The organism is Salinirussus salinus (genome assembly GCF_009831455.1).
GTDB classification, from domain to species: Archaea; Halobacteriota; Halobacteria; order Halobacteriales; family Haloarculaceae; genus Salinirussus; species Salinirussus salinus.
Map to the genome: position 1 here is coordinate 639,856 of NZ_WOWO01000003.1, position 13,207 is coordinate 653,062.

At 70.1% G+C, this 13,207-nt stretch carries 15 protein-coding genes; 9 read left to right on the forward strand and 6 right to left on the reverse strand.

Annotated features, from left to right (window positions below):
* Positions 1 to 205: 205 nt before the first annotated feature.
* Positions 206 to 715 carry a DUF5813 family protein gene (locus GN153_RS13145; RefSeq protein ID WP_159903526.1) on the forward strand — a complete coding sequence of 170 codons (510 nt, stop codon included), beginning with the start codon at positions 206 to 208 and terminating at the stop codon, positions 713 to 715.
* A 216-nt stretch (positions 716 to 931) separates the two neighbouring features.
* Here GN153_RS13145 and GN153_RS13150 read toward each other — a convergent pair whose 3' ends face one another.
* Entirely contained in the window at positions 932 to 1,162 is a 231-nt protein-coding gene (locus tag GN153_RS13150) for an Lrp/AsnC family transcriptional regulator (protein WP_159903528.1), read from the reverse strand.
* Between the two features lies 1 nt (position 1,163).
* Positions 1,164 to 1,847, reverse strand: a complete 684-nt coding sequence (locus GN153_RS13155) for a potassium channel family protein (protein WP_159903530.1) — start codon at positions 1,845 to 1,847, stop codon at positions 1,164 to 1,166.
* A 95-nt stretch (positions 1,848 to 1,942) separates the two neighbouring features.
* Between GN153_RS13155 and GN153_RS13160 the strand changes: the two genes are divergently transcribed.
* Together GN153_RS13160 and GN153_RS13165 are read left to right on the forward strand one after the other, a co-directional pair.
* Positions 1,943 to 2,173, forward strand: coding sequence for an Lrp/AsnC ligand binding domain-containing protein (locus GN153_RS13160; protein WP_159903532.1), 231 nt, complete (start codon positions 1,943 to 1,945; stop codon positions 2,171 to 2,173).
* Positions 2,174 to 2,231: 58 nt separating this feature from the next.
* A complete protein-coding gene (locus GN153_RS13165; protein WP_159903534.1) occupies positions 2,232 to 2,579 on the forward strand; it encodes a hypothetical protein in 348 nt (115 codons plus the stop codon).
* Positions 2,580 to 2,591: 12 nt separating this feature from the next.
* On the opposite strand, the gene tmk is transcribed toward GN153_RS13165, so the two are convergent.
* On the reverse strand, positions 2,592 to 3,179 hold the full coding sequence (gene tmk / locus GN153_RS13170; protein ID WP_159903536.1) for a dTMP kinase: 588 nt from the start codon (positions 3,177 to 3,179) through the stop codon (positions 2,592 to 2,594).
* Positions 3,180 to 3,325: 146 nt separating this feature from the next.
* Here tmk and GN153_RS13175 point away from each other — a divergent pair, with 146 nt between their 5' ends.
* The 4 genes from GN153_RS13175 to cofG all read left to right on the forward strand — a co-directional run bounded on the left by GN153_RS13175 (position 3,326) and on the right by cofG (position 7,541).
* Complete coding sequence (locus GN153_RS13175) at positions 3,326 to 4,234, forward strand: complex I NDUFA9 subunit family protein (RefSeq protein WP_159903538.1); 909 nt, start codon at positions 3,326 to 3,328, stop codon at positions 4,232 to 4,234.
* A 133-nt stretch (positions 4,235 to 4,367) separates the two neighbouring features.
* Positions 4,368 to 5,549, forward strand: a complete 1,182-nt coding sequence (locus tag GN153_RS13180; protein ID WP_159903540.1) for a tubulin/FtsZ family protein — start codon at positions 4,368 to 4,370, stop codon at positions 5,547 to 5,549.
* A gap of 76 nt (positions 5,550 to 5,625) precedes the next feature.
* Entirely contained in the window at positions 5,626 to 6,273 is a 648-nt protein-coding gene (gene cofC / locus GN153_RS13185; RefSeq protein ID WP_159903542.1) for a 2-phospho-L-lactate guanylyltransferase, read from the forward strand.
* Between the two features lie 53 nt (positions 6,274 to 6,326).
* Entirely contained in the window at positions 6,327 to 7,541 is a 1,215-nt protein-coding gene (cofG, locus tag GN153_RS13190; protein WP_159903544.1) for a 7,8-didemethyl-8-hydroxy-5-deazariboflavin synthase subunit CofG, read from the forward strand.
* On the opposite strand, the gene GN153_RS13195 is transcribed toward cofG, so the two are convergent.
* Positions 7,538 to 8,197, reverse strand: coding sequence for a helix-turn-helix domain-containing protein (locus tag GN153_RS13195; protein ID WP_159903546.1), 660 nt, complete (start codon positions 8,195 to 8,197; stop codon positions 7,538 to 7,540). The two genes, cofG and GN153_RS13195, sit on opposite strands and share 4 nt — an antisense overlap.
* An 85-nt stretch (positions 8,198 to 8,282) precedes the next feature.
* Between GN153_RS13195 and GN153_RS13200 the strand changes: the two genes are divergently transcribed.
* Complete coding sequence (locus GN153_RS13200; RefSeq protein WP_159903548.1) at positions 8,283 to 8,606, forward strand: hypothetical protein; 324 nt, start codon at positions 8,283 to 8,285, stop codon at positions 8,604 to 8,606.
* Between the two features lie 50 nt (positions 8,607 to 8,656).
* On the opposite strand, the gene cofH is transcribed toward GN153_RS13200, so the two are convergent.
* Positions 8,657 to 10,012 (reverse strand): 7,8-didemethyl-8-hydroxy-5-deazariboflavin synthase subunit CofH, encoded by a 1,356-nt coding sequence (gene cofH / locus GN153_RS13205; RefSeq protein ID WP_159903550.1) that lies wholly within the window; start codon positions 10,010 to 10,012, stop codon positions 8,657 to 8,659.
* Positions 10,013 to 10,135: 123 nt separating this feature from the next.
* Positions 10,136 to 11,422, reverse strand: coding sequence for an MFS transporter (locus tag GN153_RS13210; protein ID WP_159903814.1), 1,287 nt, complete (start codon positions 11,420 to 11,422; stop codon positions 10,136 to 10,138).
* A gap of 138 nt (positions 11,423 to 11,560) precedes the next feature.
* On the opposite strand from GN153_RS13210, the gene GN153_RS13215 reads away from it, so the two are divergent.
* Positions 11,561 to 13,183, forward strand: a complete 1,623-nt coding sequence (locus GN153_RS13215; RefSeq protein ID WP_201287895.1) for an AMP-binding protein — start codon at positions 11,561 to 11,563, stop codon at positions 13,181 to 13,183.
* Positions 13,184 to 13,207 lie beyond the last annotated feature (24 nt).

Sequence of the window (13,207 nt, forward strand, 5' to 3'; positions counted from 1 at the left end):
TGCGACGAACGGACGTGAGGAGCGAGTCGTTCGGGATTCGAACCCTACCAGCCGCAGGCCCGGAACGGCGCGTAGCGCCGCACGCCCGGAACGTCTGGTTCCGGTTCGAATCCCTCCCCTCGCATCTGCGACGAACGGACGTGAGGAACGAGTCGAGCGGCCCGGAGCGGGGAGTTTTTGCCCCGAGACCTCCTACCGGACGGCAATGACTGAGGAGCTGCCAGAGAGCGCCGCCCGGGCGTTCGAGGCTCACGACGCCTTCGAGCGGGACGGGGATGGATTCCGGCTGACGACGAGCCGGTTCGGGGGGCGCGTGACTGCGGTCGACCTCGGCGGCGGGGTCGCGTACACGCTGACCGTCCGGGTGCCGACACTCGATGCTGCGACCGCTGACGAGGTGGGCGAGGCCGTCGCCTCGGGGTGGTTCGACACGATGCGCCGGCGGCTGGAGGACGCGCCCAAGGCCACCCGCGCGGACGTCGCGCTGTCGGGATTCGACCTCGAGGAGGACGGCGACGAGGCCGTCGTCACCTTCCAGTTCGAGTGGGACGACCCGGACCGCGCCGCCGCCATCGCGAAGACCTTCGCCGAGTACGTCGAGGGGACCTACGTGGAGAGCGTCGTCCCGGGCTACGACTACGAGGGCGTTGTGGGGGAACTGCTCCAGGGTGCAAGCCAGGGCGAGGGCGGCCGGAAGGGTGGGACGCCACTGTAGCGCGCTGGCGAGCACACAACAGGGCCAGGCGCGCGTTCAATCGCGCGCCGACGGGGGAGGGCAGGCCGGCCACCAGCATCCGCGGCGCGGAGCGCCGCGGTTCCCTGCGAGCGCTCTACCGAGCGCGAGCAGCCTTTTTCACTATGTTTTTGCAAGGAGTGGTCCGCCGCGCGCCGAAGGCGCGCGTGCGAGACCCGACGCAGCAAAAAGTAGCGTCTAGTCCATCGCGATGTACGTCTGGGTGTCCTCGACGCCGTCGACCCCCTGGATGTGGGTGGCGGCGACGTCTTTCACGTCGGCGGGCGAGGGGACGTCGACGGTGGCGATGAGGTCGACGTCGCCGGCGACGATGTGCGCCGAGTCGACGCCCTCGACGGCCTCGATGCTCTCCCTGAGTCGGTCGGCTTCGCCGGTGTTCGCTTTGACCATGACGTACGCTTTGACCATGTCAGGCACCTCCGAGTGCGGCCGCGCCGGTGTCGCCGGCGACGATCTCCCGGACGTCCCCGAGCGTGTCGAACGCCGCGAGGACGACCAGCCGGTCGCCGGTCGCCAGCGACTCGTCGGGGTCGGGGATCCCGAACGCCCCGTCCGCCTTCCCGAACGCCAGCAACCGCGACTCGCCGGGGAGTTCGAGTTCGCTCAGCGTGTAGCCACGCATCGGCGAGGCCTCCGTGATCGTGAATTCGACGAGCTGGAGGTCCTGAGCGATATCGGCGATGGCGCGGATGTTGCCCCCCAGCAGGGCGTTTTTCGCGACGATGGCGCCCAGCCGTTCGGGGTGGACCACCTCGTCGACGTCGTCGGCGTACTTCCGGTAGATCCCCTCGCGGTAGCCCTCGTCGACGCGCATGACAGTCCGGCAGCCCCGCTGTTTGGCGATCATGCAGGCGACGAAGTTGTCGTTGAGGTCGCTGGTCAGCGCCCCGAGCGCGTCGGCCGTGTCGACCCCCGCCTCGACGAGTGTCTCCTCGACGGCGCCGTCGCCGACGACGACCTCGAACCCCTCCTCGCGGGCGACGGCTGCGACTGTCTCCCCGCGCTCGACCAGAACCACCTCGTGGCCGCTGTCCGCCAGGGCGCGCGCGGTCCGCATCCCCACGCGACCTGCACCCACGATAACAAATCGCATACAGGGACTAACGGGGACAGGGGCATAAACTTGTTCTCGCCGGCTTCCTGTCGCGTGGGCAACCTTTATGCGCGTGTGAGACAGTACCACACGCCATGGTCCGTGCGTTCATTCTGGTGAAGACGAGCCCAGGGGAGGCGGCGGCCGTCGCGAAAGCGGTCCACGACCAGGCCGCCGTCGAGGAGGCGCACGTCGTCGCCGGCCAGTACGACGTCATCGTCGAGGCGGTCGGCGAGGAAGTCTATGATGTTATCGACGGCGTCGCGACCGGGCTGCGGGACGTAACTGGCGTGGCCGACACGCGGACCTACATCTGTCTCGAGTAGCTGTTGAGGCACGGCCACGCGCCGACACGCCAAAGGCCGTCGAGCCCCAACCGCGTGTATGGCCACATCGCTGGAACTGCTGGGGCTGTTGTTCATCGTCCTGGTGAACACGGCGGCGACGGCACTCGCGACCCGCTTTTTCCGTGTCCGGCTGAAGACCGGGTGGGGGAGCGCGGTCTACACCGCCCTCCTCGTCCCGGTGTTGCTGGTCGTGCTCACGCTCGCAATCGGCAGCCTCGGCGTCGGCCCCGACCTGGGCAGCGCGGCGGCGGTGTTCGGGGTGACCGTCATCCTCCCGATGGCTGTCGGGGTCGCCTTCGACTACTTCTGGATGCCCGCCCCCGACGAGGTGGACCTGCCGGAGCAGTACCGCGACCGGGACAGCCAGCCCCGCCGGTCGCGGTAGCCAGGGCCCCTCCTAGAGTTCGCCGGCCACGACCTCGCGGACCCGGTCGGTAACGCGTTCGAGTGGCTGTGTCGCGTCGACCCGGACGAACCGGTCGGGCGCTCCCTCGATGAGTCGCTCGTAGTTCTCGCGGACGTCCGCGAGGTAGTCGGCCGTCTCGAACTTGTTGGTCGCGCCGGCCCGCTCGGCCGCCGTTTCGGGGTCGACGTCGAGATAGACCGTCAGGTCCGGCGGTCGCGTCCAGGGCCGGTGGACCGACCGGACGAACGCCAGCGCGTCCTCGAACCGGCCGGAAAGCGTCGCCCCCTGGTAGGCGTACCGCGAGTCGGAGTAGCGGTCGGAGACGACGGGGTCGCCCCGCTCCAGTGCCGGCCCGACGGTGTCGGCGAGGTGGGCAGCGTGGTCGGCAGTGTAGAGGAACAGTTCCGCCAGCGGGTCGGCGTCGCCGTCGGCAAGCGAGCGCCGGACCGCGTCCCCGTACCAGGAGCCGGTCGGCTCCCGGGTGAACGTGGTTTCCGCCGGGACCGCGTCGTGCGCCCGGAGTGCCTCGATGCAGGAGGTCTTCCCGCTGCCGTCGAGTCCCTCCAGCGTGACGAGCATACCCGCCTCTGGCAGGGGCGACAGGTAAGTCGGTCGGTCGGCCGGCTGTCTCCCTGCCCGTGGGTCCGCTCGGGAACCGCGAACTCCGCGTCCCGGCCGGGACGGAGTCGGTTAGCTTTACCTGTCAGCCGCCCCGAGGGGTAGACATGGATATCCTGGTGGCAGGCGGCAGCGGATTCATCGGCCGACACCTGTGTGAACGGCTGGTCGAACGGGGCCACGACGTAACGGCGCTCTCCCGGGACCCCGACCCCGGCGCGCTCCCCGAGGGTGTGGAGACGGCGATGGGCGACGTGACCGCCTACGACTCCATCGAGGCCCACTTCGAGGGCCGGGACGCCGCCGTGAATCTGGTGGCACTCTCGCCACTGTTCGAGCCGAAAGGCGGGGACCGGCGCCACGACGAGGTCCACCGCGGCGGGACCGAGAACTGCGTGCGGGCCGCCGAGGAGCACGGAGTCGACCGGTTCGTTCAGCTGTCGGCGCTGGGTGCGGACCCCGAGGGTGACACCCACTACATCCGCGCGAAGGGACGGGCGGAGCAGGCCGTCCGCGACTCGGAGCTTGAGTGGGTCATCTTCCGGCCCTCCGTGGTCTTCGGCGAGGGCGGCGAGTTCGTCTCCTTCACCAAGCGCCTGAAAGGGATGTTCGCACCCGGCCTCCCGTTGTACCCGCTTCCCGGAGGCGGCCGGAAGACCCGCTTTCAGCCCATCTGGGTCGGGGACATCGCGGGAATGATCGCGGAGGCGACCGTCGAAGAGGGTCACCCCGGCGAGACCTACGAGGTCGGCGGGCCGGAGGTGCTCACGCTCCGGGAGATCACCGAGATGGTCTACGAGAGCGAAGGGAAATCGGTCCGGATCGTGGGGCTCCCGATGGGGCTCGCCGGCGTCGGGCTGAAGACGCTGGGGGTCGTCCCCGGGTTCCCGATGGGCGGCGACCAGTACCGCTCGCTGAAATTCGACAACACGACCGACGACAACGACGTCGACGCCTTCGGCCTCGGCGTCGAAGACCTCACCAGGCTCGGCTCGTATCTCGGCGTCGAGGGGTAAGCCGGTCCTACGGGCGACCGCCGTAGCCGGCTCTCGGGCTGTGAAACCGGGGTTCGAGCGGCGTCTCCGATTCTCGATTTCGATTCGTGGGCAAAAGACTTATTCGTCCAATCGAACACACCCTTCTTAAGACATGAAACTCGCGATGATCGGCTTCGGGCAGGCCGGCGGGAAAATTGTCGACAAATTTCTGGAGTACGACCAGCGGACGGGCAGTCAGATCGTCCGGTCGGCAGTCGCGGTGAACACGGCGAAGGCGGACCTGCTGGGCCTGGAGCAGATCCCCCAGGAGAACCGCGTGCTCATCGGGCAGGCACGCGTCAAGGGCCACGGGGTCGGCGCCGACAACGAGCTCGGCGCCGAGATCGCCGAAGAGGATATCGACGAGATCCAGGGGGCAATCGACAACATCCCGGTCCACGAGGTCGACGCCTTCCTGATCGTCGCCGGCCTGGGCGGGGGGACCGGCTCGGGCGGGTCGCCGGTCGTCGCGAAACACCTCAAACGCATCTACACCGAGCCGGTCTACGGGCTGGGCGTGCTTCCCGGCAGCGACGAGGGCGGTATCTACACGCTCAACGCCGCCCGCTCCTTCCAGACGTTCGTCCGCGAGGTGGACAACCTCCTCGTCTTCGACAACGACGCCTGGCGCAAGACCGGCGAGTCCGTCGAGGGCGGCTACGAGGAGATAAACGAGGAGATCGTCCGCCGCTTCGGCGTGCTCTTCGGCGCCGGGGAGGTCGAGGCCGGCGACAACGTCGCCGAGAGCGTCGTCGACTCCTCGGAGATCATCAACACGCTGGGCGGCGGCGGCGTCTCCACCGTGGGCTACGCCACCGAGTCCGTCGAGCTGGGAAACTCCGGCGGCGGCGGCCTGCTCTCGCGATTCAAGAGCGACGGCCAGGACGACGGGATCGAGAGCGCGAACACCACCAACCGGGTCACCTCGCTGGTCCGGAAGGCCGCGCTGGGCCGGCTGACCCTGCCCTGCGAGATCGAGGGCGCCGAGCGGGCGCTGCTGGTGCTCTCGGGGCCGCCCCAGTACCTCAACCGCAAGGGGATCGAGCGCGGGCGCAAGTGGCTGGAGGAGCAGACCGGCAGCATGGAAGTCCGGGGCGGCGACTACCCGAAAAACGACCCCAACGTCGCCGCCGCCGTCCTGCTCTCGGGCGTCCACAACGTCCCCCGGATCAAGGAGCTCCAGCAGGTGGCCATCGAGGCCCAGGACAACATCGACGAGATCCGCCAGGAGAGCGAGGACAACCTGGAGACGCTGGTCGAGGACGAGGAGGATGAACTCGACCCCCTCTTCTGACACGGCGATACGCCATCCAGCGGGCGCGGTCGCGGGCGCCGGGCGGCGCTCACAGCGGGGGTCGGACGACCGGTAGATGCGCGTCGTCGTCCCGTTCGACGCCCGCGACCCGAACACGCGTCTCGAACCCGCCCTCGACGCCGACGAGCGCCGCGCCCTCGCGCGGGCGATGCTCGCGGACGTGCTCGCGGCCCTGCGCGGGACCGACCGCGACCTCGAGGTCCGGGTGCTCGCGACCGGCCCGGTGGATGTCGACGCCGCCGTCACCGTCGACGACCGCCCGCTCACGCCCGCCGTCAACGCCACGCTGGCAGCCACTGAAGAGCCCGTCGCGGTCGTGATGGCCGACCTCCCGCTGGCGACGCCGGAGGCCGTGGGGCGGCTGCTCGGGCCCGAGCCGGGCGGCACCGACGACCCGAACGAGGCGGCCGGCGTGGTGCTCGCGCCCGGGCTGGGTGGCGGCACCAACGCCCTGCTCGCTCGCCACCCCGATTTCCGGGTCGACTACCACGGCGTCTCCTACCGCGACCACCGCGAGGCCGCCGCCGCGGTCGGCGCGGCGGTGCGGACGGTCGACTCCTTCCGGCTCGCGCTCGACGTCGACGACCCCGCGGACCTGGCCGAGGTCCTCCTCCATTCGGAGGGCGAGGCGGCGGCGTGGCTCCGCGAGGCCGGCTTCGCCGTCTCGGCGGCGGACGGCCAGATGAGGGTCGAGCGGGAGTAGGAAGGCCCCCGGACTCCCGAACGGTTTTGACCCTCGGGCCCGGATTCCGGGCCGTGATCCCGGACGCCGAGGCCTACGACGTCGACCTCTCGCTTCCCGGTTCCGAGTCGGCCGTATCGGAGCTGCTCGCGGTCCGGCCCGCGGACGTGGAGCCGGCCGAGCACCTCTCCTTCTGCCGGAACGTCTTCGTCCCGCTGACGACCGCCTGCCGGTACACCTGCACCTACTGCACCTACTACGACCCGCCGGGGCAGGCCGAGCTGATGAGCCCCGAGGACGTCCGCGAGGTCGTCCGGACCGGCGCCGACGCCGGCTGCACGGAGGCCCTCTTTACCTTCGGGGATGACCCCGACGACCGCTACACGGAGGTCCACGACCAGCTCGCCGAGTGGGGCTTCGACTCCATCCACGAGTACCTCCGGCGGGCCTGCGAGATCGCCCTGGAAGAGGGGCTGCTCCCCCACGCCAACCCCGGCGACCAGACCCGCGAGCAGATGGCCACCGTCGCCGACTGCAACGCCTCGATGGGCGTGATGCTCGAGACCACGGCCGAGGTCCAGGCCCACGGTGGGCCTCGCGCGAAGTCGCCGGGCCAGCGCCTCGCGACGATCCGCACGGCGGGGGAGCTCGGTGTCCCCTTCACCACGGGCATCCTGGTGGGCATCGGCGAGGAGTGGGCCGACCGGGCCCGGAGTCTGCTGGCCATCCGCGAGATGCACGAGCGCTACGGCCACATCCAGGAGGTGATCGTCCAGCCGGTCGCCGAGAACGAGCGCTGGCGGGGTCCCACGCCGGACCTGGAGACGCTGCGCCGGGCGGTGGCGATGGCCCGGTCAGCCCTGCCCGAGGAGGTGTCGCTGCAGGTCCCGCCCAACCTGGCTCCGGCCGGCGAGGTGGTCGACTGTGGCATCGACGACCTCGGCGGGGTCTCTCCGGTGACCGACGACCACATCAACCCGGACTACGCCTGGCCGGGGCTCGATGTCCTCCGCGATATCGCCGACGGCGCGGACGTCCCGCTACGCGAGCGGCTGCCCGTCTACGAGCGGTACCTGCCCGGGGACCTCCGCAGCGAGGGGTTCGAGGGGACGCCCGCGCGGGCGCCAGCGACGGACGGCGGGGACGGTGGAGACGGCCCCCGGCGACCGGGTGACCCGGAGTCTCCGGCCGGGGACGAGTGGGTGTCCGAGCGGATCCAGGCGGCGCTCCGTGCCGAGACCGACGCCGGCCGTCGGTTCCGGACAGTACTCCGGGACGAGTCGCTCTAGCGAACCAGCTGGGCGAAGACCCGGCTCTCGACCTTTCGGAGGTGTTCGCCGACGGTGCTCGGGGCGGCGTCGACCTCCCGTGCGACGTCCTCGTGGGTCGCGGCCCGGGGGTCGTCGTAGTAGCCGAGTTCGACGGCCGCCTCGAGCACCTCCCGCTGGCGGTCGGTCAGCGAGAGAAACAGGTCGTCGAGGTCGGGGGTGTGCTCGCCGGTCTCCAGCACCTCCATCTCGTAGCCCGGGTCGTCGGCCCGCATCGCCTCGGCGAAGGCGCCCTCCGGGCCGACGAGCGTGACCACCATCGCGCCGCCGGGCTCGACCTCGATCGGCATCTCCATCGCGAGCCCGAGGTCGTACCGCACCCCGAGCATCCGCTCGGTGACCTCCGTGGGCTCGAAGTGGGTGTAGGAGTACCACCACCCCTCCTCCGTTTCCCCCGCGATGCTGAAATCGAGGACGTGCTCTGACGATTCGAGGATCTCGCGGTAGCGGCCGCGGTCGCCGCGGGCCTCCGCCAGCAGTAGCCCGGTCCCGTCGTCGAGCAGGTCGACCCGGTAGATCTTCCCCCGTTCGACCCCGGGGTCGGCGGACAGCTTCTCACCCAGCGGGTGAAACCCTTCGCCCTCGGCCGGCCGGACGCGAAGCCGCGCGTACCGCATGGCAGGGGATGCTCGGCCCCGCCTCATAAATCCGCCGCGAAAGCCCGGCTCAAGTGTCTTCACCCAGTCACGGCTACGGCCACACATGCTCGGACTCGGTCCCCGTGCACTCCAGTGGCTCGGCGCCGGCGCGCTCGTGACGCTGCTCGGTGTGCTCATCAAGTACGCCGGCTGGACGTGGTTGCTGGCGGGCTACAGTGAATCGACGTCGCCGGTCCCGGACGAGGTGGTCCGGGACATCGCGGGCAACACCGTATTGCGCATCGGCATCGCCCTCCTCGGGGTCGGCGCGCTCGCTGCCGTCACGGACCTCCCGTCCTCGGTCGGTCCCGTCGTCGCGGCCGTGGTCGTGCTGGCCGTTGCCAGGCTCATCTACCGGCTGAACACGTGGTCACCCCAGAACAGTTGACACGCCACGCCGGCACGGCTGCCCGGACGGCCCGGACGCACAGCGTCGGCCTACTCGACGAGCGGGCTCCCGTCGGCGCGGGGGCCGAGTTCGGGGCCATGGGGAGTGTCGTCGGGGTCGACCCGCCGGCGCTCGGTGTAGTCGGTCGAGCGCTCGACGGGCACCCGGCCGACCGCGGTGATCATCTCGACGTACTCCGCGACCGAGCGCGCCTCGCCGTAGTCACCGCCGGCGCGTTTGGTGATCTCCTCGCTCAGGATGGTGCCCATGAAGTCGTCGGCGCCACAGGAGAGCATCTTCAGCCCCTGTTCGTCGCCGTATTTCACCCAGGAGGACTGGATGTGGTCGATATTGTCCAGATACAGCCGCGAGACGGCGATCATCAACTCGTCCTCGTGGGCGGAAGCGCCGGTCTCGACCATCCCGCGCTCGTGGAGCGGGGTGTCGGGGTGGATGAAGGAGAGAGGGACGAACTCGGTGATGTTGTCGGTGCGGTCCTGCAGGCGGCGGATGACGTCGAGGTGTTCGACGCGGTGGCGCTCGTTCTCGACGTGGCCGTACATGATAGTCGCGGTGGTGGGGAGCCCGACCTCGGCGGCGCCCTCCATCGCTTCGACCCACTCGCCGGTGTCGATCTTTCCCGGGCAGATCACGTCCCGGACCTCGTCGACGAGTATCTCCGCGGCGGTGCCCGGCACCGAATCGAGTCCGGCCTCGGCCAGCCGGCCGTAGACCTCCTCGTAGGACCAGTCGGTCCCCCGGCGGGCGTGGTACCCCTCCTCGGGAGTCATCGAGTGGACGTGGAGGTCGTCGACGCTCATCGCCCGCATCTGCTCGACGTAGGTCCCGGGGTCGACCTCGTAGCGGTCCGGGGACTTGTAGTTGAGGTCGCCGCGGTCGCTGGCCTCCAGCAGTTCGCGGTGCTCTTCGTCCAGCGCGAAGGCGGGATGCAGCCCGGAGACGGAGGTCACCTCGTAGATGCCACGGTCGACCGCCTCGGCGACGATCCGGCGGGACTCCTCGGGCGTCTTGGTGAAGCCGCCGTGGTCGCCGTCGTGCTCGTCGAGGAACTGCTCGGAGCGGTCCTTGAAGTTACAGAACAGACAGCCCGTGTTGCACGCGGTGGTGACGTTGTTGTTGAGGTTGGCGACGAAGGTGACCTCGTCGCCGACCACCTCCGCGCGGCGGCGGTCGGCGGCCTCGAGGACGAGCTCCTTGCGCTCGAGGTCGATCCCATCGCGGTCGGTTCCGGTGGTGAGGAGTTCGACACCGTCGGCGACCGAGAGGCGCTCGCCCGCGCGGGCCTTCGCCAGCGCGTTCTCGAAGGACTGGTCCGTCTCCGGCCGGTACTCGAAGGAGAACTGCTCGCGGGGGACGTTCGGACGTACCCGGGACGGAGTGGCCATCACCGGTGAAACGGCGGTCCGGAATAAAAACACACGGGTCCCTGCGGAACTGGCCGGCCTCTGGGACGGAGCGGGGCGGATGGACGGCCCGACGGCGGGACGCCAGTCGCCGTCGGTCGAGGGTCAGTCGCCGGCCGCCGGGATTCCGGCGGCGTCGGTGACGGTCTCGCCGACCTGGGTGTAGACGAGCACGAGCCCCGCGGCCCCGCCGAGGGTGGCGACCACGAAGGGGGTCGCGAAGCCGAAGCCGACCAGAATGCCCGAAAAGAGCGTCCCGAAGGCGATCCCGAGGCCGAAGCCCATCGTCAGCAGCGACAGCGTCGAGCCGGACTGCCCCTCCTTCGCGAGGTCGCCCGCGAGCGCTAGCGAGGGGGCAAAGACCGCCGCCACCGCGACCCCCTGGACGAACCGCAACAGGACCATCAGTTCCGAGGAAGTCACGAAACCCTGCGCGAGCGTCGCCGGCAACAACAGGACGAACCCGCCGAGCAGGAACGGCCGGCGGCCGTAGCGGTCGCTGAGCCGGCCAAGCGGGAGCTGGAAGAGCACGTTCGCCAGCACCGTGGCCCCGAACTGGACGGCGAAGAGGAAGTCACTCTGGCCGAGCCGGGCGTTGATCGCGTTGGCGAGGGGGGCGAAGATGGCGAAGCTGAGCGCCATCACCGCCGTCGCGAGCCCGAGGGCGAACACCGGGTCCAGCCCTGGACCGTCGGGGTTGCGGACGGCAAGCGAGAGGTCCTCGCCGGCCTCGGCCTCGGCCTGCTCGGGGTCCTCGATGAGGAGGGTGACCAGCGCGAAGCTGCCGAGTGCGCCGACCACGGCGACGAGGAAGGCGGCGTCGAACCCCGAAACGTCGACGCCCGCCAGCCGGTATGGACCGGCCGCGAGGACGACTCCCGCGACGAGCGGGCCAGTGCCGAAACCCAGCAGCCGGAAGGTGTTGTACAGCCCGAAGTTCCCCCCGCGCTGGTCCGCCTCGGAGTACTCGTTGACCAGCGCGACCGTCATTGGGACGGTGAACGCGGCCCCGATACCCTGCAGCGCGCGCAGCGCCAGGATCGAGACGTAGTCGGTGAGGAAGATGTAGCCGGCACTGCCGACCGCGACCAGCGCCAGCCCGAAGAGCAGGTAGACCTTCCGCTTGCCGGTCCGGTCGGAGAGCCGGCCGGTGAAGGGCTGGCCGAGGCTATTGAGGAAGCCAAACAGCGAGAGCACGACGCCGATGAGCAGCGCGGAGGTCAGCGAGAACTCGACGGGGCCAAGCGTTATCGTCCCGCCAATGAAGGCCGGAAGGTCGACGACCCGCTCGATGTACAGCGGGAGCACGACCACGAGAAAGGAGTTGGCGACCGCGTCGACCATCCGCGCCAGCGCCAGCGTCAGGATCCGCGCGTCGAGGTCGAAGTCCAACGCCATCACCCCGATCCAGGGCGTTCTCCCGTATCAGCGTGTCCACTCCGGTCCGCCCAGCGACGCTGACACGAGGGGACGGGGCGCCAGCGGCCACGAGACAGCACGCTCTTGTCGACGGCCGCCCAGGGGCTCACCATGATACACCAGCACGGGGGGCGCCCCTACGAGTGGGTCGGCTCGCTGAGCGAGCGGCGGGCGCAGCTCTCGCCGGACCGGGTCGGGCTCGTCGACGCCGACACCGGGACGGAGTACACCTACGCCGAACTCGACCGGCGGGCCAACCGAACGGTCCGGCTGCTCCGCGAGCGCGGCGTCGGGAAGGGCGACCGGGTCGCCGCGGTCTCCCGGAACCGGCCGGCGATGGTGGACCTGTACTTCGCGACCGGGAAAGTCGGCGCGGTGCTGGCCCCGCTCTCCCACCGGCTCGCACCCCCCGAACTCGGGGCGATGCTCGACGACGTGGAGCCGGCGGCGCTGGTCGTCGAGGAGCCCTTCGAGAACGAGGTCCGCGAGGCACTGACCGGCGAGGAGTACACCGCCGACGTGCCGCCGCTGGTCGGCCTCCCGGCCGACGGGAGCTCCACCGGCGACGACACCGGCGCTGCCGCCGCGTTCGCCGACCCGGTCGACGGCGAGGGCTGGACGCCCTACGCGGAGGCACGCCCCGCCGACGACAGCCCCGTCGAGACCGTCGAGGTGGCGCTGGAGGACCCCCACCTCTTTCTTCATACTGGCGGGTCGACCGGCCTGCCGAAGGAGGTCGTCCAGACCCACGGGGGGATCGCCTGGAACGCGTTCAACACGGTGCTGTCGTGGGGGTTGCGCCCCGACGACGTGACTCCGATGGTGTTCCCGATGTTCCACACCGGGGGCTGGAACGTCCTGACGATCCCCTTCTTCCATCTCGGCGGGACGGTCATCATCTCCCGGGACTTCGACCCCGGCGAGGTGCTTGACCTGGTCGACAGCCGGGACTGTTCGGTGCTCGTGGCCGTCCCCGCCGTCCTCCGCTTCATGGTCGAGGACGACGACTGGGAGGCGACCGATCTCTCCTCGATCCGCTTCGCGAAGAGCGGCGGCGGCCCCTGCCGGGACAGCATCATCGAGGCCTGGGCCGACCGCGGCGTCGACCTCTCGCAGGGGTACGGGCTGACCGAGTGTGGCCCAAACAACTTCGCGATGCCCGACGACTTCGACCGCGAGAAGACCGCGAGCATCGGGATGCCCGGCCTCTACGTCGACGCCCGCGTGGTCGACGACGAGGGGAGCGAACTCCCCGCGGGTGAGGTCGGCGAACTCGAACTCGCCAGCCCCCACGCCGGCGACGGCTACTGGAACAACCCCGAGGAGACTGCGGAGGCCTTCGGCACCGAAGAGGAGACCGACGCGTGGGTCTCGACTGGGGACCTGGCTCGGGTCGACGGGGAGGGGTACTACTACATCGAGGGGCGCAAGAAGAACATGTTCGTCTCCGGCGGCGAGAACGTCTACCCGCCGGAGGTCGAGAACGTCCTCGCCGGCCACCCGAAGGTCGAGGAGGTGGTCGTCGTCCCCGTCGACGACGAGACCTGGGGGCAGGTCGGGAAGGCCGTCGTCCAGGGCGACGACTCCCTGACGCTGGAGGAACTTCAGGAGTACGCCGAGGGGCGTCTGGCCGGGTTCAAGACTCCCCGGCACCTGGCCTTCGTCGACGAGATGCCCACCAGCGGCCCCTCGAAGATCGACCGCGGGGCCATCGAGGAGGCATACGGCGACTAGTCGGGCGCCGCGGCCGGGCCGAGC

What these genes read in the sequence shown, in the direction of transcription:
- GN153_RS13145 (WP_159903526.1), top strand. Translation starts at nt 206, where the DNA reads ATGACTGAGGAGCTGCCAGAGAGCGCCGCCCGGGCGTTCGAGGCTCAC.
- GN153_RS13150 (WP_159903528.1), bottom strand. Translation starts at nt 1,162, where the DNA reads ATGGTCAAAGCGTACGTCATGGTCAAAGCGAACACCGGCGAAGCCGAC.
- GN153_RS13155 (WP_159903530.1), bottom strand. Translation starts at nt 1,847, where the DNA reads ATGCGATTTGTTATCGTGGGTGCAGGTCGCGTGGGGATGCGGACCGCG.
- GN153_RS13160 (WP_159903532.1), top strand. Translation starts at nt 1,943, where the DNA reads ATGGTCCGTGCGTTCATTCTGGTGAAGACGAGCCCAGGGGAGGCGGCG.
- GN153_RS13165 (WP_159903534.1), top strand. Translation starts at nt 2,232, where the DNA reads ATGGCCACATCGCTGGAACTGCTGGGGCTGTTGTTCATCGTCCTGGTG.
- tmk (WP_159903536.1), bottom strand. Translation starts at nt 3,179, where the DNA reads ATGCTCGTCACGCTGGAGGGACTCGACGGCAGCGGGAAGACCTCCTGC.
- GN153_RS13175 (WP_159903538.1), top strand. Translation starts at nt 3,326, where the DNA reads ATGGATATCCTGGTGGCAGGCGGCAGCGGATTCATCGGCCGACACCTG.
- GN153_RS13180 (WP_159903540.1), top strand. Translation starts at nt 4,368, where the DNA reads ATGAAACTCGCGATGATCGGCTTCGGGCAGGCCGGCGGGAAAATTGTC.
- cofC (WP_159903542.1), top strand. Translation starts at nt 5,626, where the DNA reads ATGCGCGTCGTCGTCCCGTTCGACGCCCGCGACCCGAACACGCGTCTC.
- GN153_RS13195 (WP_159903546.1), bottom strand. Translation starts at nt 8,197, where the DNA reads ATGCGGTACGCGCGGCTTCGCGTCCGGCCGGCCGAGGGCGAAGGGTTT.
- GN153_RS13200 (WP_159903548.1), top strand. Translation starts at nt 8,283, where the DNA reads ATGCTCGGACTCGGTCCCCGTGCACTCCAGTGGCTCGGCGCCGGCGCG.
- cofH (WP_159903550.1), bottom strand. Translation starts at nt 10,012, where the DNA reads ATGGCCACTCCGTCCCGGGTACGTCCGAACGTCCCCCGCGAGCAGTTC.
- GN153_RS13215 (WP_201287895.1), top strand. Translation starts at nt 11,561, where the DNA reads ATGATACACCAGCACGGGGGGCGCCCCTACGAGTGGGTCGGCTCGCTG.